Consider the following 23791-nt stretch of genomic DNA (forward strand, 5'->3'; position numbering starts at 1 on the left):
ACGGCCCCGTCCGGCGCAGTCGTGTCCCACGCCCGCGAGGGAGGTCTCAACCGAGGCAGGACCGGACGGCCTTGCCCAGGTTCGACGCCTGCGGGTCGTCGGGCCGGAAGTTCCAGAGGTTCGTGACGTAGCCGAAGCCGACACCGCTATCGGGGTCGCCGAGGGCGATCGAACCGCCAGGGCCCGGGTGGCCGAACGACCCGGGCCGACATGCATTGTCAAGAAACGGAATCAGGTTTCGACCGGTGAAGCCACTAGTGAGCCAGTGGCCCAGCACCGGCCTCGCCGATCAGGCAGGAATGCCCCCAGCCGCTGCCGCAGCGCAGCTACGATCGCCGATGCGGCCTTATCGGCGACTGCCGTTCCCCTGTACCTGCCGCCGAGGCAAACGAATCGACTATTCGCGCTGAAGTTCGGCGTCCGAGGCTCGCCGGCCGACTCGAATCGTCCGTCGCCCCGGTCACCTGGGCGGCGTCGCCGAACTCCGGGGGGGCTCGATGCTCCCGCTGCGCCGAAGTCCACCAGCGTGGACGGCGATTCCCCCGCGGTTCTTCCCGCACCGAACCGAGATCGAGCAGACCGTCGCGCATCCGTGCGTGACGGCCACAAGAGATAGGGAACCGCCCACGTGAAACTGATGGCCAACATCCAGGTGTCCGTCGACGGCGTCTTCCAGTCCAACGGCGGACGCCACCCGGAATTCGACCCGGGTATGGAGCGCGGCGGCTGGGCCAGGCCGCTGTTCGACGACGAGTCGCTGGCCTTCGTCGGAGAGTACTACCAGCGAGCCGAGGCATTCCTGTTCGGACGCCGCACCTACGAGATGTTCCTCTGGTCCTGGGGAACCGGCACCTGGGGCGCCGCCCAAGGCGACAACCCGATCTCCGCGGCCCTGAACACGCGACCGAAGTACGTGGCGTCCACCACGATCACCGATCCGGCGTGGGCGAACACGACCGTGCTCTCGGGTGGCCTCGCGAGCGCGATCCGCGAGCTGAAGGCTCGCCCGGGAGGCGAGTTGCAGGTGCACGGCAGCGGCGCACTGACCCGCTGGTTGCTCGCCCACGAGCTCGTCGACGAACTCGCCCTGCTCGTGGCGCCGGTGATCGTGGGGCAGGGTGCGCGCCTGTTCCCCGACAGCGGACCGGATCTGGCGCTCGACCTCGTAGAGTCGCGGGCCTTCCCGAAGGGCATCGTCCTCCAGGTCTACCGGCCCGCCGGACGCCCCGCATACGCCTCCGACCCCACCGCATGAGAACCAGCGCGCGGGTGGGGCACGCGTGCGGACGTCATCCTGTAGACGTCGATTTCCTGGGCGGGTACGTCGGCAGCGATCGCGAGCACCCCCGGAAGGGCGGTTCCCGGGGGTGCTGAGCCGAGGCGGTGGAAGCTCGACCGGATCAGCGAGACCCAGCCGGCAGTCCGGTTGCGGTCTGGCGTCATCACCGGCAGAGGGTTCGCGGCGCCCCGCGAACCGCCGCCTTCACATCTAACGCCGCGTCGGCGTCGGAGCCGGGGCCGGCTCGGGTTCGCCGCCCTGCGGAGGCGCCGGCGCGCTGTCGTCGGCGCCGACCGGTCCGGCGGGATCGTTGGGCCCCATGTCCATCCGGAAGGGCGGATAGCGGTCGGTCATCAGCCAGGCGTAGGCGGCGACCCGCAGGACCCAGCGGTCCATGCCCAGCACGAAGTCGAATATCGACCGCGGGTAGCGTCCTCGGACGGCGAGGCTGAGCGCGGCGAAGAGCACCAGCAGGCCGATGAGCCCGATGCCGCCCCAGTTGCGGGTCTCGTCGCCGGAGCCGGTGGTCAGGTACACGGCACCGCTGAGGAACACCGCCACCACCAGGTACTGCGGGATGGCGAGCAGCCACCACTTCACCAGCACCAGACCGCGGGAGAGCTGCGCCGGATAGTCGATGTGCAGCCGTGCCGGATAGTCGGGCACGTCGGCCAGCGTGAACGGCGGGTAGCGGTCGGTGCCCAGCGCGCCGTACGCGTAGTAGTGGACCCGCCAGCTCCAGCGCAGCACCCCGACGTCGAAGTCGAAGAGGGCGCGCGGGTACCTGCCGGTGATCAGGATCGCGACGAACGCGACCACGGTGAGCACCACGACGACGAGCCACAGCACCGCCAGTACCACCAGATGGGGCAGGACCAGCAGCCACTTGACCAACCACAGCCATCGGGACAGCGGTTCGTCCAGCCGGGCCTGCACGTGGACGGGATAGGTATCCGCGACACTCATTTCCCTCTCCTCCCAAGCTCCGCGGCCGCCCCCGGGCCGCCGCGCAACGGTCGGCCCCCGGTCGCCGGGTGCGGTGCCACGTGCGGGAACCCCCGGAGCCCACCGGTCCGTCGGGCCGAGCCGATGCCAGCGAGTGTCGGCCGTTCGGACACGGCTCCAGCCTCGCCGCCGGATCCGGCGTGCACCATGTGCATTCGGCCTGTTCTCCCAGCCCGAAAGGCCCAGGTCAGCCGAAGTGGACGGGCCGGCGCCGAGGGGTACGTCCGGGGCGGCACAAGGACGAGCAGACCGACCACGATGACTGCTCAGGCAGCACGGAGCCGATGATGGTGAGCACGGCGAGTGCCTAGAGCGCCAGGACCCGGCGTAGGACCGAGTGCCCGCGCAGCGGATGTCTGCACCGGGCTCGCGGACGGTAGAGGAGTCCGGTCGCCGCTGAGGCTTCCTATGCGGCGGCGCGTCGGCGGTGCTTCGGGTCGGCCAAGGCGGCCGCGCTGTAGCCCGTGTCATCGGGGTTGAGGTCGGTTCCGGGCGCCACGACGCGGTCGATGCGGTCAAGCAGGTCGGGTTCCAAGACGGTGTCCGCGGCGCTCAGCTGGCTGCGGAGGTGCTCGGCGGTGCGGGGGCCGACGATCGCCGCGGAGACCGCAGGATGCGCGGTCGCGAACGCCAGCGCCATCTGGATCAGCGTCAGGCCCGCTTCCTCCGCGATGCCGGCGAGCTCGGTTGCGGCGTCCAATTTGGCCTGGTTGCCCGGGACATCCAGGTCGTAGTGGGAGAGCGTGGTCCGGAAGGGCATCGTCTTCGTGCGGTGGCTGGACGGCTCGGCCGCGTCGCGGTGCCAGCGGCCGGACAGCCAGCCTCCGGCCAGCGGGCTCCAGGCGAGCACCCCCATCCCGTAGGTCTGGCAGGTGGGCAGCGCGTCGGCCTCCACGCCCCGGCTCAGCAGGGAGTAAGGCGGCTGCTCGCAGACGAATCGCTCTCGCCCGCGCCGCTCGGCCGTCCACTGCGCCTGGACGATGGTCGAGGGCGCGAACGTCGAGGACCCCGCGTAGCGGATTTTGCCTGCGCGGACGAGATCGGACAGCGCGCCCAGGGTCTCGTCGAGGTCGGTAGCGGGGTCGGGCCGGTGCACCTGGTACAGGTCGATGTGATCGGTGCCCAGGCGGCGCAGGCTCTCCTCGCAGGCCCGCACGATCCAGCGCCGCGAGGCACCGCGCTGGTTGAGACCAGGGCCCATGGGGCTCGACACCTTGGTCGCAAGGACGACGTCGTCGCGCCGTCCGGCGATCGCCTTGCCGACGATGGTCTCGGATTCGCCGCCCGAGTAGACGTCGGCGGTGTCGATGATGTTGACCCCCGCGTCGAGGGCGGTGCGGACGATGCCGATCGCGTCGTCGTGGTCCGGATTGCCCCATGCGCCGAGCATCATCGCGCCCAGGCACAACGAGCTGACGTGGACTCCGGTACTGCCCAGCGTGCGGTACTGCATGGTGGGGCGGCCTTCCTGTGGGTGCGGCTGAGGCGTTGGGGCGGCCGGCGGCCGGCTGCTACCGTCCGAGTAAGCGGAGCAGGGTCCGCTTGAACGCAAATCTAAGCGGATTCGACTCCGGATAGCAAGGCGAGAGGAATCCACCCGCATGCCCGCTCCATCCGACCGGCCGATACGGGCCGACGCACGCGCCAACGAAGACAAGCTGCTCGCCGCGGCCGCCCGAGCCTTCACCCGCGACGGCGCGGCCGCAACCCTGAAGCAGATCGCCAAGGACGCGGGCGTCGGAATCGGCACCCTGTACCGGCGCTTTCCCACCCGCGAACAGCTCGTCGACGCCACCTACCGCTACGAGACGGCCCGGCTCGCCGCCCGAACCGAGCAGCTCCTGGGCGAACTGCCCGCCGACCGGGCCCTGCGAGCGTGGATGTCGGAGGTGCTGGACTACCTCGCCACCAAGCACGGCATGGCTGACACGCTCAAGACCCTCCTGCGGAGCGACGCCGAACTGAGCTCGCAGACGCGGGAGCAGCTGACCGGAGCGGTCGAAGGGTTCCGCATCGCCGGGATCACCCAGGGGGTGATCCGTGAGGACACACCTGCCACCGACATCCTCATGACCCTGGCGGGAGTCACCCTCGTCGCCGGAGCCGACCACCAGCGGGAGCAGGCCGAGCGGCTACTCGACCTGCTGATGGACGGCATCGCCCCCGCGCACGGCCGCTGCCGGAATACGGAGCGGTCCGCGCCCGCACCCCGGACCGAAGAAGGGTAGCCACTCGCAACCGGGCTGATCGAACGTGAAGGCGTTCCGACGACGAAGTCAGTCCCGCCCGGCCGGGTTCTGCCGGCCCAGCGGCGGGTAGCGGCTCCCACCCTCGATCGACGCGCCGGCACGCTGAACCTGTGGACGTCAGTTCCAAGCCCGATGACCTGGCGGTCGGTTGGAGGCCGGGGACTTGACCCTCACGTCGCGTGAGGCCGGAGGGTGGCGCCATGAGCGATCACTACAACGCGTTCGAGACGAGTCCCGTGCCGCCACCCGGCCCGGATGCGATTCCGCCGGAGCCGTTCCGCGGCATCTATGGAATGCCGGCGTTCGCGACGATCCCCACGAGCGACCTGGAGGCGTCGGTGGACTTCTGGACTCGCGGACTCGGGTTCTTCGAGCTGTTCAGCATCCCCGACAGCCTGGTGCATCTGCGCCGGTGGGCGTTCCAGGACGTACTCCTCGTCTCGGGGCGGGCGCTCCGGAGCGGCCGCCAGCGATGAGCGTCGGTTTCGCGTGCGTGCTCAGCCAGGTCGACCCCTTCGTCCAGGCCTGTCGTGCGTTGCGCCCGAGCTCGGTCGACGGACCGCGGGACACTCCCTGGAACACCCGCGATGCGGTGGTGGCCACCCCCGAGAACGCGCGGATCGTCTTCACCGCCGCGAAGCCCTTCGATCCGGCGAGTCAGGAGGCGCGGAATCTGAAAGCCGTCGGGATCACCCCACCGGCCGCCGGGCGCGGGGACACTGGGGAAGATGTCTGATGCCGCTGGCGCCGACGGCCTGACCGTCGGTCAGGTCGCGAAACGTCTGGAGGTGACGGTCCGCGCGCTGCACCACTGGGATGAGATCGGTCTGGCGCGGCCGTCGCTGCGCACGACTGCCGGATACCGGATCTACACCGCCGATGATCTGGAGCGCCTCCACCGCATCGTCGTCTACCGCGAGATCGGTCTCGGCCTGGAGGGGATCCGGGCCGTCTTGGACGACCGCCGACGTACCGGGCGCGCTGCGCGCGCAGCGAGCCCGGGTCGCTGAACGGATCGACCGCCTTCAGAGTCTCAGCGCCGGGCTGGATCGGATGATCGACGCCCACGACCGCGGCCTGCTGCTGACCGCCGAGCAGCAGGCCGCGATCTTCGGTCCCCGGTGGGACCGGACTCGCCCGCCCGCGCCCGTCAGCGCTACGGAGACACGACGCAGTGGCAGCAGTACGCCGAACGCTCCGCCTCTCGCGGTCCCAAGGAATGGCAGGCCGTCGCCGAAGCCGTCGCCGAACTCGACCGCGCCCTGGGGAATGCGATGGAAGCCGGTGTCGCACCTGGCAGCCTGGAAGCGAACCGGCTCGTCGAGCGGCACCGCGATGTCTTCGCCGCCTCGTACTTTCCGCTCACCAGGCGAATGCAGGTCTGCCTCGGCCGCATGTACGAGGCCGATCCGGGGTTCTCCGCCCACTACGACGGCGTCCGCACCGGCCTTGCCCCATGGTTTCGTCGCATCGTCGACGCCAGCGCTCGCGCCCACGGCATCGACCCCGACACCGCGACCTGGCGGTAGGGCGCGGTCGGCAGCCTGCCGGGGAGCGCTCCGCACCGGACCGTGCGGACGGTGCGCGGGGGCGGTGCTGGGCACGGAAGTGCGCGGGTCCTGCACCCGACCGCGACAGGGATGCCCGGAATCAGGTGCGGCGTGCGGCCCACACCGTGCGTTCCGTGCGCATCACCAGGTCGTCGCGGTGCAGGAGGCTGCGCGGGTCGCCGGTGTCCAGGAGCCGGTCGAGCGCGGTGAGGTCCTCGGCGGAGAGCCAACCGGCGGCGGCGCTGCGGATGCGCTGCAGGCCGCCGAGGGCGTAGCGGCCGATCGCTTCGCTGCGGGAGCCCTCGATGTTCACGGAGACGGCCCGTTCGCCCTCGACCGTGAAGCCGGCGGCAGTCAGCATCGGCCCCCAGTCGGCGCCGCGGTGGGGCAGGTGCTCGGCGTGGAGGCGGTCGGTGACGGCATGGCAGCGCTCCTCCAGGCCGGGCTGCTCTTCGGGGGCGCCCTCGGGCAGGAAGCGGGGGAAGCCGGCCAGCTCCACGACGGCGAGCAGGCCGCCCGGTGCGAGCGCGCCGTGGACGTTGCGCAGAGCGCGTTCGGGGTGGGCCATGTGATGCAGCGACGCCGACGCCCACACCAGGTCCGGTGAGCCGAGGTCGGGCCAGGCGGGGTCGTCGAGGTCGGCCTGCACGGTGCGCACCTGCCCCTCCAGGCCACGGGCGCACGCCTTGGCGTGCAGGTGCTGAAGGTGTCCGGCGGATGTGTCGACGGCGGTGACGTGCGCGTCCGGGAAGCGGTCGAGGAGGGTGAATGTGCCCGCGCCTGTGCCGCAGCCCAGATCCACGATCCGGCGGGGGCTCGTCGTCAGTGGCAGCCATGCGGCGATGGAGGCGATGTGCTCGGCGAAGACCTCGGCGTCCAGGTCGAGGAGCTCCGCCTGGCCGTCGGCGTCGTGCTCCTGGTGGCGTCCGTGCTGAGCGCCGTGGTCGGGGGTGTGCGTGTGTGCTCGGTTCATGCCTCCACGGTAGGAGTGCAATGCGTATGCGGCATAATGGTTCCCTGTTTACGCAAGACAATCGCTGCCCGCGCTGCCTGACGCGCAAGATGTCGCCGTCGCGTGTGCCCCGTCACGCGTCCGTGCTCTGAGGATCGTCGACGACGCCCTCGCGCTGGTGGCCGCGGCGGGCATCGCGGTCGAACATGCCCAGGATCTCGCAGGGCCCGCCCTCGGCACCGATCGCGTGCGGCATCATCGTGGGGAATTCGGCGGCCTGGTTGGTCTCGATGCGGAAGCGGCGGTGGCCGAGCATGAGGGTCGCGGTGCCGGACAGGACGACGAGCCATTCGCGTCCGGGGTGGGCGCGCATGCGTGCGGGATTGTCGGGCGGCGGGTCCGTCATGCGCTGGCGTACAACGGTCATCCCGGGGTCGCTCTTCACGGGCCAGCGCATACGGCCGTGGGCGCCGTCGACCACCGGGCTGGTGACGATGTCGTCGGCGGCGGTCTCCACAAGCTGGTCCAGCGTGGTGTCCAGGGCACGGGCCAGGGTGACCAGCTGATCCAGTGCGAGTCGGCGCCGACCGCTCTCAATGCGGCTCAGTGAGGACTGGCTGAGGTGGGCGCGGGTGGCCAGCTCCTCCAGGGACCAGCCCTGCGCCACCCGCAGGGCGCGGATGCGCTTGCGCACCAGGCCGTCCAACTCTCCATCTTCTTGCGTCATGGGCATTATCGTATGCTCTTTATGCAAGGACGGGTAGCGCCGTCCGCAGACGGCCGGAGTGTCCGGCCGGGGCCCTACACGGCGTCATAGTCCACGGCGGCACCCTGCCCTCCGAGGTCCTCCGGCGGAGTCGGGAGCGGATACGCCGCGACGTCGGCGCATCGCCTTCGCCGCCACCGCGGCCGCTCCCCGCATCGAGCATCCCTGACACGCTGCCGCGCTGCAGCGGAGGCACCCGCCGGGCACGACCGGAACGGCGGCAGGCGATGCGCGCTGGGAAGCCGGGTGGCGCTACCGCCGTGTGCCGACGGTCTTCGGTCCCGACGCTCGCACCGCCGCCGAAGGTCGCAGACGGTAGGCGACGGCCACCAGTACGAGGGTCAGCACCAGCAGGCCCGCCCAGATCACCCATTGCTCGGGCCAGAGCCCCGGCGACGCGCCCCCCGGGGTGCGCCCGCCGTCGGCTCCGGTGATGACGACGGCCAGCAGTCCGGGGACGGCGGCCGCGACGGCGAGTCGTCCGGCGATCCGCGCCGTCAGGGGCAGCGGCCGCGACTCCCTGCCCGCTCCCCGCAGGCGCAGGCGTTCGCTGGGGCGCGCGGGCGTGAGCAGGCGCAGCAGCAGCAGCCCGGCGAGCGGCATCTGCAGCGCCCACACCAGGGTGCGGAACGGGCCGTCGTACCAGACGTTCGTGCCGTACAGCAGGGTGTGCCACACGCTGAGGACGTAGACCACGATGATGAACCGGTGCAGGGCGCGCCACATGCGGGAGCCGGTCCGCTGCCGCAGGTAGAAGGCCAGGCCCAACGGGATCGCGAGGTAGAACGCGAGCAGGCCGAGCAGGATGGCGATGCGGCCGGTGCCGGAGGCGTAGACGCCGGGAACGAAGACGTCTGCGAAGGCCGTGAGGATCCCGCCGGCCCAGGAGTGGTCCTGCTGGTTCGACCGGACCTGGTCGGCGAAGAACATGAAGGCGTGCATGAACATCAGCCCGACGGTGGTCAGGCTCGTCGTGCGGTGCAGCTTCTCCACCCGCGGCACCGTCAGCCATCCCCACGGAGGCCGGGGCCCGGATCGGAGCAGTCCGAACAAGACGGTGATGTAGGCCCACAGCAGCCCCGACCAGCCGAACGCCTGGGACAGCCAGTACATCCAGAACTCGGGCGCATCGGCAAGCATCGGCATGACCCGGGTCGTCGCCGAGGTCCCGTTCTCCACCCGGACATAAAGCCAGACGAAGATCACGCCGGTGATCACCAGGGCGATGGCGGCATCGGGCACCGCGCCGCGCAGATCGGCTCTGAGACCCCGCCAGTCGAACCGTCCGCCTCCCTCCCGCTCCCGCGCTGCAGACGCTGCCGACTCAGACGATCCGGCCATAGGAGACACCACTTTCCGCGCCGCTTCGTGCGGCCTCGGCGACGGACGATCTGCAGCCTCGCCGTCAAGAGTCTCACATTTCCACTTAAGGCGGGTATCCCTTGCTTCCGTTATCGGCGGCCCCGCGACCGCTAGCTCCTATTCGCCATCTGTGAACAGGCATTTCGCCGCCCAGACAGCGACGGACGAGGCGGCGTTCCACAGCGACCCATAATGAGCGCACCGCGGCATCCGCCCGTTCGTTGCCACCGCTCTCAATCCGCACTGACCTGGGAGAACCAGGCTGACCACGGAATTCTCCAGGTGCGTCCGAGTTTCGACGGCACTCCGGAGAAGCGATCATTCCCCGCGCCCTTGGAATGGACAACTCGCTGGAAACCCGCGAGCAGCCGGCGAGAGCGCCGGTCGATACTTTCGAGCAATCGGGCGCGGCAATTACCCGCGGAAGCGAGGGATTCGCCGTGCACCGCCATGGGGACGGCAGCTTCCGGACCGATTTCTTCGATGTCATGTTCTCCGAGGCGAGGCGCGCGGGGACCGCGGAGACGGTGGACGCGTCGCCGCTGTTCGACGCCGGAGGAACCTTCCGGCCGGCGCGGCACGACCGCCTCCGGCCTGGCCACCCTGCCCTTCATCCCGGGGCTCGCCGTGCGTCCTACACCGCCGCAGCGCCGGCGCTCGTCGTCGCCCGCTGGCGCCCCGAGGCCCGAGGATGGGCGGCTCTGGCCGGACTGAGCTGCTACGGCTTCGCCCCGCTGAGCGCAGGAAGTGCAGGAGGCCGGCATCAGGAGGCCCTTTCAGGCCCGGCCGGTGCTCACCAGCTGATTGCGGCCGCCACCGGCAGATGGTCGCTGCCGGTTGCCGAAAGCACCCACGAGCTCTCCGCCTCCACGCCGCGGACGAGGACCTGGTCGATCCGCGCGACAGGGAACGCCGCCGGCCAGCTGAAGCCGAAGCCGTGCCCCGCCTCGTCCTGAGCCGAGTGCAGCTGCGAGGTGATGCCGTCGAACGCGCGGTCGTCCGTAGTGCCGTTGAGGTCGCCGAGCAGTACCACCCGCTCGTTCTGTTCTGCGGCGACGGCCTCGGCAAGCGCCTGCGCGCCTCTGTCGCGCGAGTCCGTCCAGAAGCCTCCCCTCGGCATCACCCGTACGGACCCCAGGTGGGCGACATACACCGCCAGCGGACCGCGCTCCGTGGCCACCGTGGTGCGCAGCGCCCGGTCGTCGGCCGCCATCACGTCGGGCGGCTCGGTTTCCGCCAGCGGCCCGTAGTCCATCCTGAGGTCGACCGGCTCGGTGTCCGACAGCGGCAGCCTGCTCCAGAGCCCCACCGTGCCCCGCACCGCGTGGTAGGGGTACACCTTCGCCAACTCCTCGTCATACAGCGTCTTCGTCTGCGCGGTGATCTCCTCCAGCGCCAGCAGGTCCGCGCCGGAAGCGGCCAGGTCGCGGGCGGTTCCGCCCGGGGCGGGGTTGCCGGCGCCGACGTTGTGGCTGACCACCGTGAGGTCGCCACCCGGTCGGGACTCGTCGACGAGCGGCCCGCCGAATAGGTTCAGCCAGACCGTCACCGGCACCAGCAGCAGCGCCGCCACCGCGGAGGCGGAGCGGCGCCACAGCGCCGCCGCCAGCAGCACCGGGATGAGCAGGCCGAACCACGGTAGGAAGGTCTCCACCAGGCTGCCGATGCCCCCGATCCGGTTCGGGATCTCCGCGTGCAGCAGCATGAGCAGGCCCAGCAGCACCGCCAGCGCCGCCGGCACCGGGCCGCGCTTCCAGGGCCCGGGCCGGGCGGCGAGGCTCAGCGCCCGCCGGATGCGTGTTCCCGGCCGGGTACCGAAGCCGTCGTCGCCGAGGCCGGTGCCTTCCCGCGCCCTCTCCGCCGCGTCCCGCTGCGTCGCCGCCGGCCATTGTTCGCTGTCGGTCACTACTGCATCCCCGTACTGACGGCGGTGTTCGTGTCATGTCGCCGATCAGGCGGCGCGGTTGCCAACGGAACGTATGCGCTCCCGCATACGGCGACGATAAGAGGCGGTTCACGCCTCGATGCCTTGCTTGTGCCGATCGTCGAGGATGCACTCCTGTTGTCCGCCTCCGGCGGAGTGCTCCGGCGCCGGGCCCCGCTGCGCGGGCGGCGGCTGAGAGGCCCCAAGCCGCCCGCAGGCTCCCGGTTCAATGATCAGCCGGCGAACTCCAGGGGCGGCGTGCCCACCGGACCCGGCACGACCCGGAACAGGGCGCCCGCCTGCGGCCACCGCTCGGTGTCGATGCCCTCCGCCGACGTGGTGATGTACAGCTCGGACAGGTCCGGGCCCGCGAAGGTGCAGGCGGTCGGGCGCGGAACGGGCAGTTCCACCACGGTGTCGAGCCGCCCGCCGGGGGTGTAGCGGTGGACGGCGGAGCCGTCCCACAGCGCCACCCAGACCCCGCCCTCGGTGTCCAGGCAGATGCCGTCGGGGTTGCCCTGCTCGGGTGGGATCTCCACGAACGCGCGCCGTTCGCCCAGTTCCCCGTCGGGGGCTACGTCGAAGGCGTCGATGCGGTGCGTGGGCGTGTCGACGTAGTAGGCGCGGTCGCCGGGGGGTGCCCACGCCAGCCCGTTGGAGATCGTGACGCCGTCGAGGACCCGGGCCACGCTGCGGTCGGGGTCGAGCCGGTAGAGGGCTCCGCGCCCCGGCGCGGCGTCGTAGGCCATGGATCCGCAGTAGAAGCGGCCCCGCGGGTCGCACCCGCCCTCGTTCATCCGCACACCGGGGTCGTTCCACACCTCCGGCAGCCGGTGGAGCTCGGTGGAACCGGGTTCGATGAGCGCGAAGCCGCGCTCCACCGCCACGACGAAACCGCCGTTCCGGCGGGGGCGCACGGCAGCGGCGATGCGGCCGACCCCGGTGCGCTCGATGGCACCGTCGGTGTGGCGGCGGGCCAGGATGTCACCGGCCAGCATGTCCATCCACCGCAGTGAGCCGTCGGCGGGACACCACACGGGGCCTTCCCCGTGGTGGGCGAGGGGCGGTCCCGCCTGTTCGGCGCTCAGGCGGCGGGGGCGGTCGTTGTCGGGCGTTGTCTGCGGCACAGGGCAAACCTAAGGGACGTCCGGGCGCGGCCGTCGAGTGGATCCGCGGCGGGCGGCCCGGTCCCTCCAGGGCGTGCTCCGTTCTGCCCCGTGCACCGGGGCAGACACGGGCGCGACCTGTGCCGGGACCGGGCGCCGCGAACCGGCTCCTTGAGCACGGCCCTGTTGTGTCCGCAGCCGACCGGCGCTCCGCTCGGGCCGTCAGCTCCCCGACGCGGCATGTGCGTCCGTCCGCCGGGCACTGTCCCCCGCCGACGGTGCTTGGGCCGCGGGAGCGTCGTCTGGCGAGGCGTCCGGCGCGATGCGCTCTGCGGCGTTCAGCTCGGCCGCGGCCTGGCGGCTGAGCCCGAAGAAGTAGGTCAGCACGAACCCGGCGATATAGCCCACCACCAGGCCCAGGCCGTAGACCAGGACCGCTGCCCCGATGCCCCGGCTGCCCTGCAGCAGGGGGAACAGTGCCAGCCCTGAGGGGCCGATCGCGGTCGAGCCCGCGCTCACCCCCAGCTGGTTGGCCAGGCCCAGGAAGCTGCCGCCGGCCGCCCCGCCGGCGCAGGCGGTCAAGAACGGGCGTCCCAGAGGCAGAGTCACGCCGTAGATCAGCGGCTCGCCCACCCCGAGCAGGCCGGCGGGCAGCGCCGAGCGGATGGTGCTGCGGATCCCCTCGTTGTGCTTAAGGCGCACGTACAGCGCGGCGGCCGCGCCGACCTGCCCTGCGCCGGCCATCGCCAGGACCGGAAGCAGGACGGTGTAGCCGTCCCCGCCGATCAGGGTGGTGTGGATCGGGATGAGCGCCTGGTGCAGGCCCAGCATGACCAGCGGCAGGAACAACCCGCCCAGGATCAGTCCGGCCAGCGCTCCGGCCTGGCCCAGCAGCCAGTCGGCCGCCACTCCGATGGCCGCCGACACCTCTCCGGCCGCGAACATCAGCCCGTACACCGTGACCAGCCCCGAGACCAGGACCGCGACGGTGGGGGTGATGAGGATGTCCAGCGTGTCGGGCACCCACCGACGGCTCCAGCGCTCGACGTAGGCGCAGAGCGCCGCAGCGCCCAGGGCTCCCAGCACACCGCCCTGGCCCGGGGCCAGTTCGGCGCCGAACACCTGGATGTCGGCCACCCCGGCGAAGGGGATGATGGCGGCGACCGCGCCGCCCAGGACCGGGGTGCCGCCGAACTCCTTGGCGGTGTTCATCCCGACGAAGACCACGATCAGGGACATGAACCCCTTGGCGATCGCGTCCAGCGCGGGCAGGACGGGGGTCAGCCAGCCCAGGTTGGTGAACACGCCGGTGACCCCGGCCAGGATGCCGCAGGCGATCAGAGCGGGGATCAGCGGCACGAAGATGTTGGCGATGCGCCGCAGGAACAGCTTGAAGGGGGTGGCGTTGCGCCGCTTGTTCTCCGCCCGGATCGCCTGGCCCTTGGCGGCCAGCGCTTCTGCGTCCGAACCTGCGCCGGACGCCGCCTGCTCCGCCGTCGCAGAGGCCGCGCCGCCTCCGGCGCCCGCAGCTCCGCGTTCGGCGTCGACCAGCCGGGTGAACTCCTCGGCGACCTTCGACACCGCTGCCGGGCCCAGCACGATCTGGAAGGTCTCGTCGTCGACCACGCCGAGGACTTTGGGGTGGTCGCGGATGTCCTGTTCACGGACGCGGGCGCGGTCGGCGAGGCCGATTCGCAGCCGGCTGATGCAGTTGGTGACGGAGGTGACATTGTGCTCGCCGCCGACCAGGGCGAGCAGCTCCCGTGCTGTCGCCGCGTGTCCGGTGGCACCCGAGTCGCTCATCGCCTGCTTCCTTCCGGGCTCGGGGTTGGGGGGAGTGCAGGGGCGTCAGCCCCCGGGGGCGGCCGCCTCGACCGCCTCGCGGAGCCGACCGCCGCAGGCGCCGAGGAGGCGGGCGGCCTCCGCGGCGTCGACGCGGCCGAGGATGGTGAGGATCGCGGTCTTGACGTCGCCGCCGCTCGCGGAGAGGGCCTGGCGCACCTCGTCGTCGCCGGCACCGGTGGCCATCTCCACGATCCGGTGCGCACGTGCGCGCAGCTTCTCGTTGGAGCTGCGGACGTCGACCATGAGGTTGCCGTAGGTCTTGCCCAGGCGGATCATCGCGACGGTGGAGAGCGTGTTCAGCACGAGCTTCTGCGCGGTGCCGGCCTTCAGCCGGGTCGAGCCGGCGAGCAGTTCGGGACCGGTGTCGACCTCGATCGCGTGGGCGGCGGCCGCGCCCAGGGGCGAGCCCGGGTTGGAGGAGACGCCGACGGTGAGGGCGCCGCGCCGGGCGGCGTGGGCGACCGCCGCGACGGTGTAGGGCGTCCGCCCGGAGGCGGAGACGCCCACCACGGTGTCCTCGGGCGTCAGGTCCAGTGCGTCCAGGTCGGCGGCGGCGGCCCGCTCGTCGTCCTCGGCTCCCTCGACCGCGCTGTCGATCGCCGCCGGTCCGCCGGCGATCAGCCCGATGACCTGCTCCGGGTCGGAGTTGAAGGTGGGCGGGCACTCCGAGGCGTCCAGCACGCCCAGTCGGCCCGCGGTTCCCGCGCCGACGTAGACGAGCCGGCCGCCGCTGGCCATCCGGGCTGCGACGGCGTCGACAGCGGCGGCGACGGCCCCGGACACGGCTCGCACCGCGGGGGCCACTGTCGCGTCCTCGGCGTTCATGGTGCGCACGATGTCCTCGGTGGCCATCCGGTCGATACCGCTCAGATCGCTCCGGCGGGCCTCGGTCGCCAACGAGGTGAGGTCGGCCCGCAGGTCGCGTACCGGATTTCCGGCCCCGCTGGTGTCAGTAGTGGCCATGAGCTGGAGCAGTCCCTTCCGACGCGTGCGCCCGGCCGCAGGAGTTCCTCGCCGCGTAAAATTTCCACCAGCAGTGTCACATACCTAGTAGGAAAGTTACATCCCTCCTTCGGATCCGGCGAAGCGCCGCCGCCACCCTGCCGCCGGGATTCATGCGCGGCGCGGAAGAAAGCCCGCCACTTCGCAGCGACGGTCCGTCTCCGCTGTTCGGCGTTGCAGATCGCAGTTGCGAGCAGCGCGGTTGCGAACACCGGCAGCCGGTGCGCCCCGCGGGGCTAGTGCGGCCGGCGCACGAACACGGACCGGCGCGTTCCCCTGCGCAGGGGCGCCGGGACCGCGGAACGGCGGCGCGGAAGGTCGTCGGCGGGGTGGTCGCGGGCGCCCGCCGCGGTACCGAGCCCGGCTCGCGGCCGCGCAGGCTCGGTAGGGGTGTGCGCGCCGGAGCACGACAGATCGGCAAGGAGGCGGGCGGCGTGATGTACCGGGCGGTCAAGGCGGCGCGCGACGCCGAGTGACGCGCGGACGCGCGGGGACCGGGGGTCCGACCCGTGCTCCCCCGGTTCCACTGGGCCGCCACCTCGGAGCGGGAGTGCGTCGCCGGGCGACCGCTTCCGCCCCGGCTTCATGCTGCGGGATCCACACGCCCGAGACGGCGGACACCTCACCGATCGGCTCGACTCGGAGGCCGGCCGCGGCTGCGCGGATGACGGCGGCATCTCCACGCCGTCGGTTTCGCTCCGATCGCCGGGCAGGTACCGGGGTGACCATGGCCACCGGCTCTCTCGAGCGACTCGACCGCGACGGTCCGCCTGACCGACGCCGGGCTCGCGGGCGAGTCGCGGCCGGGAGCGTCCCGGAGAGGCCGCACCCGCCGAATGCACTCCGCTCGTCGCCGGAGCCCGCGGTTGCCGCAAACGCTGGAATCCCCCCGAGACGCACGCCGGGCCCGCCAATTCCCAACACCCGGGGCGACTTTCCAGACGGCATTCCCGCCTTCCCGGATTCGAATGCGCCATAGCCCCGGCGCCCGGCTTGACGTGAAACGCGTTCCTGCCGTAAGAATAGGAAATAGGAACCGTGAAAGACCGCGACGGACAGCATTTGCAGAGGCGCCGACGAGGGCGGTTGCGGCCGTCGGCACTCGGGGCCGGAACCACCGGTCGGCCAGTGCATCCGGGCTGTCGTCCCGCAGCGGTGAGCGGCCCGGCCCCTCGGGGCGCCGGACGCCGTTCCGCGGCCGTTAATGCCGGGCATTCGAGGAGGCGCAGTGGCGCAGAAGGTACAGGTACTTCTCTACGACGACGTCGAGGGAGGCGAGGCCGAGGAAACCGTGTCCTTCGGACTCGACGGCACCTCCTATGAGATCGATCTCAATTCGGAGAACGCCGACAAGCTGAGAACAGCGATCGCGCCGTTCGTCGAGTCCGCCCGTAAGATCCGCGTGCCCAAGCAAGGCGGGTCCAAGCGCAAGAACCAGCCGGCCAACCGGGAGCGCACAGCCGCGATCCGGGAGTGGGCCAAGCGGCAGGGAAAGCAGGTCAACGACCGCGGGCGCATCCCGGCCTCGATCGTCGCCGAATACGACGCAGCACACTAGTGCCCGGCCATGAACGCCGGCCGCCGGAGGACGACTCGGGCAGCGTTCATGGCCGGTGACGGCCCTGCCGCCGGGAACCCGGTGGGGCGGGGATCCGCGCCGCCGGAGCAATCGGGGAGGCGGGCCGGACCGAGGCGCCGGCGCCGCTCGCGCAGGCCCGCCCGGGTGGTGCCCCTCTCATCGGGTCGCCTTCTCCGCGTTCCCGGGTGGACGCGTTCATCAGCGATGACGGTACCGCCGATCGCATGGGCACGCTCGCCCGACTGGTGGGCCTCGTGCTGGTCGGGTGCGTCATCGGCCGGCGGTCAACGTCCTCGTGCCGGCTCCGCTGCGCTACCGCCGCGCCGAAGGAGAGTTCCCGCGCGCGGAAGGAGAAACTGCTGGAGTCGGGCGCGGCCGGAGGCATCGACGTGCTCGACGGCCGCAACCGCGGCGGCCTGCTGCTGGAGGCGCATCGGCCGATGGCCGAGATCCCGGGCGCGGACGAGGCGCTGGTTCCCGACGAGCCCCCCGTGCGAGCTGGGCAGCGCTGAGCATCGGCATGGATCGCTCCGGCGCCCTCGGGCGCCTCCACCGGCCGGCAAGGGCAGCGTCCGGAGGCGATCCGGGAGCGGGGAGACACCGGGGGGGCAGCCGCGGGGAGGCCCCGGCCGCCCCGGCCCATGGCTGCGCCGCCTCCTGCTACGAGGGGTCGACGCCGAACATGTGCCGGTAGGACAGCTCGCCGCCCAGCCATCCCGAATAGCCGACGATCGCCGCGCTGAGCGCCGAAAGTATCAGCCCCGACGGCAGAACCGCCCCTTCCGGGTCGGGAACCCTCAGCAGGAAGGAGACGAGCAGCAGAACCACCACGACGCCGTTGACGGCTCCGTGCCGCAACGCCGTCACGTTCCTGCGGATCCTCCGGTTGCCGACGAAGTCCACGAAGCCGGGCACGGCGGCGATCAGGCCGCTGAAAAAGGCGCCGCCGACCAGCCACACACCGGCCAGGGCCCAGGCCCGCGACCCTTCGGCCAGGTAGCCGATGTCCGCCGCCAGCGCGGCGACGACCAGGCCGATCGGCAGCGCGACCAGCATCGGATGGATGGGGTGCCCCTTGATCGCCGCACGGCTGGGCGTCGGCTCGTGACTCATCGACCACCACTCCTTCCACGCAGGGCTGCCACTACCCGCGAAGTCGAGGACACTAACGGTCACGAGCAGTCCGCGGGCCGGGCGGGGAGCAGCGCTCCCGCGCCGTCTGCACCCGGCACAGCACCGTCGATCTTGTAGCCATCGCTCATGGAAATCGCTTCCCTTCACGACGGCTACAAGATCGCCGGGGTTCGGAACCCGGCCGCCGAGCCGGACCGGCGGCGACCATTCTGTTCACTCTGGCCGCCCACGCCGACAATCTCGACCGCGGCGACCAGGTTCTGCTGATGGGTGCGGGTTCCGGCCTCAACGCCTGCTCCATCGAGCTGGCCTGGTAAGCCGCCCGCCCCGACGCGCTCGGCGCGTCGGGGCGGGCGGCGGTGCCGTCTCCGGCCGTGCGGCCGGTCACGGCACCGGTCCGGGCGGCGAACCGCGCTCCGGACCGGGCCCCTGCGCGGCAGGCGGAGGCAGCCGCCGGACCTGCTCGTCGTAGTCGTCGAGCACCTTCGTGAGCTGCAGGCGCGCCTCTTCAGGCACGCCGGCCGGTGCATTGTGCACCACGTACCGCGCCGCGGCCATCAGGCTCGCGAGCTCGTGGGCGTGCATGGTCGCCCGGAGCACGGCCAGGCGCTCTCGCTCCAGTCGCACGGTCAGCCCGTAGAGCCGACGTACTCGCCGATCTGGGCAAGCTCGTCCCTGAAGACCTCCTGGTCCTCCTGCATGCCGTTGAGGTAGGCACTCCAGCCCAGGCTGTTCTTGGCGTAGTGGACGGCCTCCTGGATCTCCTCGTCCGTCGCGCCGAACAGCTTCGCGGCCTCGGTGTGGAACAAAGTGCAGTACTGGCACTTCGTCTCGGAGTGCAGTGCGACGCCCATGAGTTCCTTGTACTTGTTCGGGATAAGCGTCTCGCCCAGTTCGAGTCGCTTGAAGATCTCCCATTCCGGCGCCATCAGTTCGTCGGGAATACGGGAAAAGAAGTGAGGTACGATGCCGAGCGTGTTCTTGATGTCGGCCTCGACCTCTCCACGGTTCGCGGTGGTCATTTTGCACTCCCTTCCAGGAAATCGCCCGCGCTATACGAGCGCATCACCATCCGGGACCCGAGCATCCGACCGCCAACCGTAACCGGCTCCGACCGATCATCTCACTCGCAGCCCTGTATCCTCAGTCTGCGCGCCTCCAGAGGGCGAACCAACCCCCTTTCCCAAACATTCGAGGTTTTTACCCCCGCGTGGCGCCGCCTCCCGATATTCCGGGAACCGGGCAGCATCCGGACGCCGCGGCCGAACCCGATTCCGCACACTGTTCCACCGGACTCACCTGTAATACCGGGCGCTTTCTTGTGCGGCTAGGCCGACCGCCGACGCACGCGGCGATCGCGGCGCCGAACGACCCGGCTGCGATCGCATCCGGCCGGTTTCCGGCGCGGCAGAGGACACCGCGGGAATCCTCCGGCTTCCGCGGCCGTTCGCTTTGCCGCGGCATTGCCGACCGGCTCCGCCGGCCGCACAGTCCGCCGCCCGCCACTGGACGGCCGGCTCCGCTCCTGGATCACGAAGCCTTGCAGGCAGCTGTCGAGCAGCGGGAAGGCGTGCGCGGCCATCCGGACGGAGCGAGGGCGCCTACCGCGACGAGGCCCAGTAGGCGCGCCCGGCGTCCGCTGCGGTCGCCGGGCCACGGCGGCGGCGCAGCAGGCGAGCCTCGGCGCGGGAATCCGCTCCGAGACTCTCCCGCATCTCCCCAGGCGGCGCGCCTCCGTCGGCTCCGGCGCCCTCAGCGCGCAAAAGATCATGGAACGCACCGTTGACGCACCGCGAGCGAACGCCTACGTTCTTGGGAAAGCGCTTTCAGTCCCTTGTAGGCGAATCATCCTCATCGATGATTCTCTCGCGGCACCCACACGGGAGCCGCCACCCCCGCGACACTGAGGCCGATACCCGAAGTCGGATTGATCTGCCTGCATCAACTCCGAAGAGTCTCTGACAATGCACCCTCGGTGCCGCCCTCCGGCCTATCCACAGCAACCAGGAGGCATCCCCCAATGGCAGGAAAACGCATTCCCAGGCGCGGGCCACGCTGGTGCGCCGCACTGGCCGTGCCGGTGCTCGGGGCGCTCACCGCGGGCCTGCTGAGCACCGTGAGCACGGCCTCGGCGGCCACACTGGTCTCCGAGGACTTCGAGAGCGGCCCTCCGAGCGGCTGGTCAAAGTCGGGCGGCGACTGGGACGTCGTCTCCGACGGCGACTCGCAGGTGTTCCAGCAGGCCAAACTGGGCAGTGAACTGGCCCGCCAGTTCGGCGGCGACTCCGACTGGTCCGACTACCGGGCCGCCGTGCGCGTCAAGCCCCGGGAGTTCGACGGCTCCGGCTCCTTCGCCGCTCTGGGAGCCCGCTCGACGAGTGCGACCAAGATGTACCGGCTGGCCCTCTACCCCGACCGGGCCGAGTTGCAGGCGGTCAGCGGCGGCAGGACCGACGTGATCGGCTCGCTGCCGATGTCCGTGGACACCGGAACCTGGTACACGCTCGACATCACCGCCGAAGGCGACCGCATCAGCGCCTCCGTCGACGGGCAGAGCGTCGCCTCGGCGGACGACGGTACGTGGATCCGGGGGCGGATGGCCCTGGCGACCTCCTACGCCACCGCCGCCTTCGACGACGTGGTGGTCACCGACGACGGCGTCCCTCCGACCGACCCAACCGATCCCCCGACCGACCCCACGGACCCGCCGACCGACCCGCCCGGCGGCGACGCACTGTACGCCGCACCGGACGGCACCGCCGACGCGTCCGGAACCGAGTCCGACCCGACGACGCTCGCCTCGGCGATCTCCCGCGTCTCCTCCGGCGGCGCCGTCTACCTGCGCGGCGGCACCTACCGGTACTCCGAGACCGTCACCATCGAGCCCGGCGACGACGGCTCCTCGGGTGACCGCACACTGCTGGCCGCCTACCCGGGCGAGACCCCGGTGCTGGATTTCTCGGCCCAGAGTGAGGACTCCGCCAACCGCGGGTTGCGGGTGAACGGCTCGTACTGGCACGTCCGGGGCATCACCGTCGAGCACGCCGGCGACAACGGGATCTTCGTCGGCGGCAGCGGCAACATCATCGAGGGCACGGTGACCCGGTTCAACCGCGACACCGGGCTGCAGGTCTCGCGGATCTCCTCGGACACCCCGCGCAGCGAGTGGCCGAGCGACAACCTCATCGTGAGCGCGGTGTCGCACGACAATGTCGACTCCGACGGCGAGGACGCCGACGGCTTCGCCCCCAAGCTCACCACGGGCCCCGGCAACGTCTTCCGCCACACCGTTTCGCACAACAACATCGACGACGGCTACGACCTCTACACCAAGTCGGAGACCGGCGCCATCGGCGCGGTGACCATCGAGGACTCCCTCGCCTACGAGAACGGAACGCTCAGCGACGGTTCCCAGGCCGGCGACGGCGACCGCAACGGCTACAAGCTCGGCGGCGAGGACATCGGCGTCGACCACGTGGTCTCGGGCAACATCGCCTACGACAACGGCAAGCACGGCTTCACCTACAACCGGAACACGGGCTCGATGGCGGTGTCGGACAACGTCGGCATCGGCAGCGAGGAACGCAACTTCAACTTCGACGGCGGCTCCTCGGTGTTCCGCGGCAACACCTCGTGCGACAGCGGGTCCAACGACAGGACCATCGGCGACGCCGACGGTTCCAACCAGTTCTGGTCGGGCTCGAACGGTTCCCGGTGCGCCGACTACAGCGGTGAGCTCGACTGGTCCTTCGACTCCGAGGGCCGTCTCGTGGTGACCTTCGGCGGTCGCCGCGTCGACCCGTAGGCGGGGCGCCTTGTATCCGCGGTGCCCGAACCCCGCCCCGCTCCCCGGCACAGCGCCACCGGCGCCGCTCACGCCGGTCGTCCCGCCGATCCGCGCAACCCCGATTCGCGCAACGTCGAACAGGAGGCAGATGTCCATGTCAGGAGACCCCATCCGCAAGAGCAGGGTCAGGCGCAGGCGGTACGCCGCGCTCGCCGCGCCGGCGGCGGGAGTCGTCGCCGCCGGACTGCTGACCGCCGCCGCTCCGACCGCCTCGGCCGCCGAAGACGTGCCGGTCGGGTACGCCTCGATGAACGGCGGTACCACCGGCGGGTTCGGCGCCGGCGTCGTGCACGAGTACGTCCTCAGCGAGTACCGGCAGGACAGCGGCCACGGCAATCCCGCCGATGCCATGTACGCGCTGCTGAAAGAGCACCGCGACCGGTCCGGCGAGGGCCTCGTCGTCTACGTCGACGAGACCGTCGACGCGAGCGGCTTCAGCGAGAGCAAGATGGACGTCAAGGAAGTCGAGAACGTGTCGATCCTCGGTGTGGGCGACCGGGGCGAGTTCGACGGCGTCGGGATCAACATCCGCGACGCGCGCAACGTCGTCGTCCGCAACCTGGAGATCCATCACGTCGACACGGGCGAGAAGGACGGGATCGGGGTCCAGAAGGACAGCTCCAACGTCTGGATCGACCACAACGAGATCTACAACGAGTTCCAGGGCGCCGACAAGGAGCACTACGACGGGCTCATCGACATCAAGAACGGCTCGCAGTACATCACCGTCTCCTGGAACCACCTCCACGACTCCTGGAAGACCATGCTGACGGCGAGCAGCGACAGCGACGGCGCCAACGGCGACAAGATCACGTACATGAACAACCACTTCGAGAACGTCAACTCCCGCGTTCCACTCATCCGGCGCTCCGAAGTGCACATGCTGAACAACTACTTCGAGGACATCGCCTCCTCGGCGATCAACTGCCGGCTGGGGGCGCAGGTGCTCGTGGAGGGCAACTACTTCCTGCGCACCGGTTCGGGAGAGGTCGACGACCAGGACGGGCAGATCCAGGGCCCGGTCGGCTGGTGGTACGGCAGCGACGAGACCGGCTACTGGAACCTGGTCGACAACGCCTACGAGGACACCCCGCACGAGCACCTGGAGTCGACCACCGACTTCACCGTGCCCTACTCCTACGACGCACTCGGCCCGGAGGAGGCCCGCACGCAGGCGTCGCAGAACTCCGGCACCGGGGTCGTCGACGTGACGCCGTAGGACGCCGGGACGCCGCAACCGGGGTCCGGGTACCCGAGTGAAAGGGGCGGGTGGGCGGCGGCGGCCGCCCACCCGCTCGCCCGGACGGCGCCGGCGGTTCTACCTCGGGGCGCGGGCATCGCGCATGAGGGCGACGTAGCCGTCCTCCAGAGTGGCCGCCACGGGGACGGCGCCGGCCGGGGGCTGTTCGGTGACGATGCGGTAGCGCATGCCGTCGCCGGTGGCGGCGGCGTTGGCGATGGAGTGGCCGCCTGCGGGCTGCGGGCCCGAGGTGTCGACGCGGTAGGTGCGGCCCTCGGCGGAGGCGGTGAGCCCGGAGGTGGAACCGTCGTAGACCAGCCGACCCGCAGCCAGGACGGCCACCCGCGGGCAGGTCTGGGCGACGTCGTCGAGGATGTGCGTGGACAGCACCACGGTGCGCTGCCCGCCGAGGCCCGCGAGCAGGGAGCGGAAGCGCATGCGCTCCTCGGGGTCCAGGCCCGTGGTCGGCTCGTCCACGACGACGAGCCGCGGGTCCGCCATGAGCGCCTGGGCGATGCCCACCCGGCGCTTCATGCCGCCGGAGAACTCGCCCAGGCGCCGCTTGGCGCTGTCGGTCAGGCCGACCTCGTCGAGCAGGCGTTCGCACCGCGCGCGGCGCTCCCGCTTGTCGTCGACCCCCTTGAGCAGTCCGATGTAGTCCAGGAACTCGCGGGCGCTGAGGTCGGGGTAGAGATCGAGGTGCTGGGGCAGGTAGCCCAGCATCCGCTTGACCGAGGCGCGCCCGCTCCGGTTGCCCAGGTCGTGGCCGCCCACGGCGATGCGTCCCGACGACGGGCGCAGGATGCCGGTGAGCAGCCGCATCAGGGTGGTCTTGCCCGCTCCATTGGGGCCGAGCAGGCCGATCATGCCCGTGCCGAACTCCAAGTCCAGCCTGTGCAGCGCCGTGCTTCTGCCGAACGTCTTCGTCAGGCCCGTGATGGCGACATCCAT

The 23791-nt window shown here is 71.0% G+C and carries 24 protein-coding genes; 11 read left to right on the plus strand and 13 right to left on the minus strand.

From position 1 onward, the window contains the following. Window positions 1–637: 637 nt before the first annotated feature. Complete coding sequence (locus RM446_RS04250; protein ID WP_311543943.1) at window positions 638–1255, plus strand: dihydrofolate reductase family protein; 618 nt, start codon at window positions 638–640, stop codon at window positions 1253–1255. A 234-nt stretch (window positions 1256–1489) separates the two neighbouring features. Here RM446_RS04250 and RM446_RS04255 read toward each other — a convergent pair whose 3' ends face one another. Then, entirely contained in the window at window positions 1490–2245 is a 756-nt protein-coding gene (locus RM446_RS04255; RefSeq protein WP_311543759.1) for a DUF4389 domain-containing protein, read from the minus strand. Between the two features lie 445 nt (window positions 2246–2690). Further along, complete coding sequence (locus RM446_RS04260) at window positions 2691–3737, minus strand: aldo/keto reductase (protein WP_311543760.1); 1047 nt, start codon at window positions 3735–3737, stop codon at window positions 2691–2693. A gap of 148 nt (window positions 3738–3885) precedes the next feature. On the opposite strand from RM446_RS04260, the gene RM446_RS04265 reads away from it, so the two are divergent. The 5 genes from RM446_RS04265 to RM446_RS04285 all read left to right on the plus strand — a co-directional run bounded on the left by RM446_RS04265 (window position 3886) and on the right by RM446_RS04285 (window position 6062). Next, window positions 3886–4512, plus strand: a complete 627-nt coding sequence (locus RM446_RS04265; protein ID WP_311543761.1) for a TetR/AcrR family transcriptional regulator — start codon at window positions 3886–3888, stop codon at window positions 4510–4512. Window positions 4513–4733: 221 nt separating this feature from the next. Beyond that, the gene (locus tag RM446_RS04270) at window positions 4734–5009 is read left to right on the plus strand and encodes a VOC family protein (protein WP_311543762.1); all 276 of its coding nucleotides are present in this window, start codon (window positions 4734–4736) and stop codon (window positions 5007–5009) included. Next, the gene (locus RM446_RS04275; RefSeq protein ID WP_311543763.1) at window positions 5006–5269 is read left to right on the plus strand and encodes a hypothetical protein; all 264 of its coding nucleotides are present in this window, start codon (window positions 5006–5008) and stop codon (window positions 5267–5269) included. The genes RM446_RS04270 and RM446_RS04275 overlap by 4 nt, the downstream gene beginning before the upstream one ends. Then, the gene (locus RM446_RS04280) at window positions 5262–5543 is read left to right on the plus strand and encodes a MerR family transcriptional regulator (protein WP_311543764.1); all 282 of its coding nucleotides are present in this window, start codon (window positions 5262–5264) and stop codon (window positions 5541–5543) included. The genes RM446_RS04275 and RM446_RS04280 overlap by 8 nt, the downstream gene beginning before the upstream one ends. 111 nt (window positions 5544–5654) lie before the next feature. After that, complete coding sequence (locus RM446_RS04285; protein WP_311543765.1) at window positions 5655–6062, plus strand: TipAS antibiotic-recognition domain-containing protein; 408 nt, start codon at window positions 5655–5657, stop codon at window positions 6060–6062. Between the two features lie 121 nt (window positions 6063–6183). On the opposite strand, the gene RM446_RS04290 is transcribed toward RM446_RS04285, so the two are convergent. The 7 genes from RM446_RS04290 to murQ form a co-directional block, all read right to left on the minus strand. Then, on the minus strand, window positions 6184–7056 hold the full coding sequence (locus RM446_RS04290; RefSeq protein ID WP_311543766.1) for a class I SAM-dependent methyltransferase: 873 nt from the start codon (window positions 7054–7056) through the stop codon (window positions 6184–6186). Window positions 7057–7168: 112 nt separating this feature from the next. Then, on the minus strand, window positions 7169–7762 hold the full coding sequence (locus RM446_RS04295; RefSeq protein WP_311543767.1) for a helix-turn-helix domain-containing protein: 594 nt from the start codon (window positions 7760–7762) through the stop codon (window positions 7169–7171). A gap of 291 nt (window positions 7763–8053) precedes the next feature. Next, a complete protein-coding gene (locus tag RM446_RS04300) occupies window positions 8054–9142 on the minus strand; it encodes a ferric reductase-like transmembrane domain-containing protein (RefSeq protein ID WP_311543768.1) in 1089 nt (362 codons plus the stop codon). An 814-nt stretch (window positions 9143–9956) separates the two neighbouring features. Beyond that, entirely contained in the window at window positions 9957–10946 is a 990-nt protein-coding gene (locus tag RM446_RS04305) for an endonuclease/exonuclease/phosphatase family protein (RefSeq protein ID WP_398694471.1), read from the minus strand. A gap of 374 nt (window positions 10947–11320) precedes the next feature. Beyond that, the gene (locus RM446_RS04310; protein WP_311543770.1) at window positions 11321–12214 is read right to left on the minus strand and encodes an SMP-30/gluconolactonase/LRE family protein; all 894 of its coding nucleotides are present in this window, start codon (window positions 12212–12214) and stop codon (window positions 11321–11323) included. Window positions 12215–12415: 201 nt separating this feature from the next. After that, entirely contained in the window at window positions 12416–13996 is a 1581-nt protein-coding gene (locus tag RM446_RS04315) for a PTS transporter subunit EIIC (RefSeq protein ID WP_311543771.1), read from the minus strand. 45 nt (window positions 13997–14041) lie between these two features. Then, the gene (gene murQ, locus RM446_RS04320) at window positions 14042–15001 is read right to left on the minus strand and encodes an N-acetylmuramic acid 6-phosphate etherase (protein ID WP_311543772.1); all 960 of its coding nucleotides are present in this window, start codon (window positions 14999–15001) and stop codon (window positions 14042–14044) included. A gap of 368 nt (window positions 15002–15369) precedes the next feature. Between murQ and RM446_RS04325 the strand changes: the two genes are divergently transcribed. From RM446_RS04325 to RM446_RS04335, 3 genes are all read left to right on the plus strand, one after another. After that, on the plus strand, window positions 15370–15516 hold the full coding sequence (locus RM446_RS04325; protein ID WP_311543773.1) for a hypothetical protein: 147 nt from the start codon (window positions 15370–15372) through the stop codon (window positions 15514–15516). 752 nt (window positions 15517–16268) lie between these two features. Next, entirely contained in the window at window positions 16269–16598 is a 330-nt protein-coding gene (locus RM446_RS04330) for a histone-like nucleoid-structuring protein Lsr2 (RefSeq protein WP_311543774.1), read from the plus strand. 206 nt (window positions 16599–16804) lie between these two features. Further along, on the plus strand, window positions 16805–17131 hold the full coding sequence (locus tag RM446_RS04335; RefSeq protein WP_311543775.1) for a hypothetical protein: 327 nt from the start codon (window positions 16805–16807) through the stop codon (window positions 17129–17131). 148 nt (window positions 17132–17279) lie between these two features. Here the strand turns inward: RM446_RS04335 and RM446_RS04340 are convergent, their stop codons facing one another. The 3 genes from RM446_RS04340 to RM446_RS04350 all read right to left on the minus strand — a co-directional run bounded on the left by RM446_RS04340 (window position 17280) and on the right by RM446_RS04350 (window position 18775). Next, window positions 17280–17732 (minus strand): DUF2231 domain-containing protein, encoded by a 453-nt coding sequence (locus RM446_RS04340; RefSeq protein ID WP_311543776.1) that lies wholly within the window; start codon window positions 17730–17732, stop codon window positions 17280–17282. Between the two features lie 405 nt (window positions 17733–18137). Further along, a complete protein-coding gene (locus RM446_RS04345; RefSeq protein ID WP_311543778.1) occupies window positions 18138–18380 on the minus strand; it encodes a hypothetical protein in 243 nt (80 codons plus the stop codon). A gap of 2 nt (window positions 18381–18382) precedes the next feature. Beyond that, window positions 18383–18775, minus strand: coding sequence for a carboxymuconolactone decarboxylase family protein (locus tag RM446_RS04350; protein WP_311543779.1), 393 nt, complete (start codon window positions 18773–18775; stop codon window positions 18383–18385). A 998-nt stretch (window positions 18776–19773) separates the two neighbouring features. Between RM446_RS04350 and RM446_RS04355 the strand changes: the two genes are divergently transcribed. Together RM446_RS04355 and RM446_RS04360 are read left to right on the plus strand one after the other, a co-directional pair. Beyond that, the gene (locus tag RM446_RS04355; RefSeq protein ID WP_311543780.1) at window positions 19774–21558 is read left to right on the plus strand and encodes a right-handed parallel beta-helix repeat-containing protein; all 1785 of its coding nucleotides are present in this window, start codon (window positions 19774–19776) and stop codon (window positions 21556–21558) included. Between the two features lie 130 nt (window positions 21559–21688). Beyond that, entirely contained in the window at window positions 21689–22819 is a 1131-nt protein-coding gene (locus RM446_RS04360) for a pectate lyase family protein (protein WP_311543781.1), read from the plus strand. A 99-nt stretch (window positions 22820–22918) separates the two neighbouring features. On the opposite strand, the gene RM446_RS04365 is transcribed toward RM446_RS04360, so the two are convergent. Beyond that, a complete protein-coding gene (locus RM446_RS04365) occupies window positions 22919–23791 on the minus strand; it encodes an ABC transporter ATP-binding protein (RefSeq protein ID WP_311543782.1) in 873 nt (290 codons plus the stop codon).

This window comes from Streptomonospora wellingtoniae (genome assembly GCF_031845375.1).
Taxonomy (GTDB): domain Bacteria; phylum Actinomycetota; class Actinomycetes; order Streptosporangiales; family Streptosporangiaceae; genus Streptomonospora; species Streptomonospora wellingtoniae.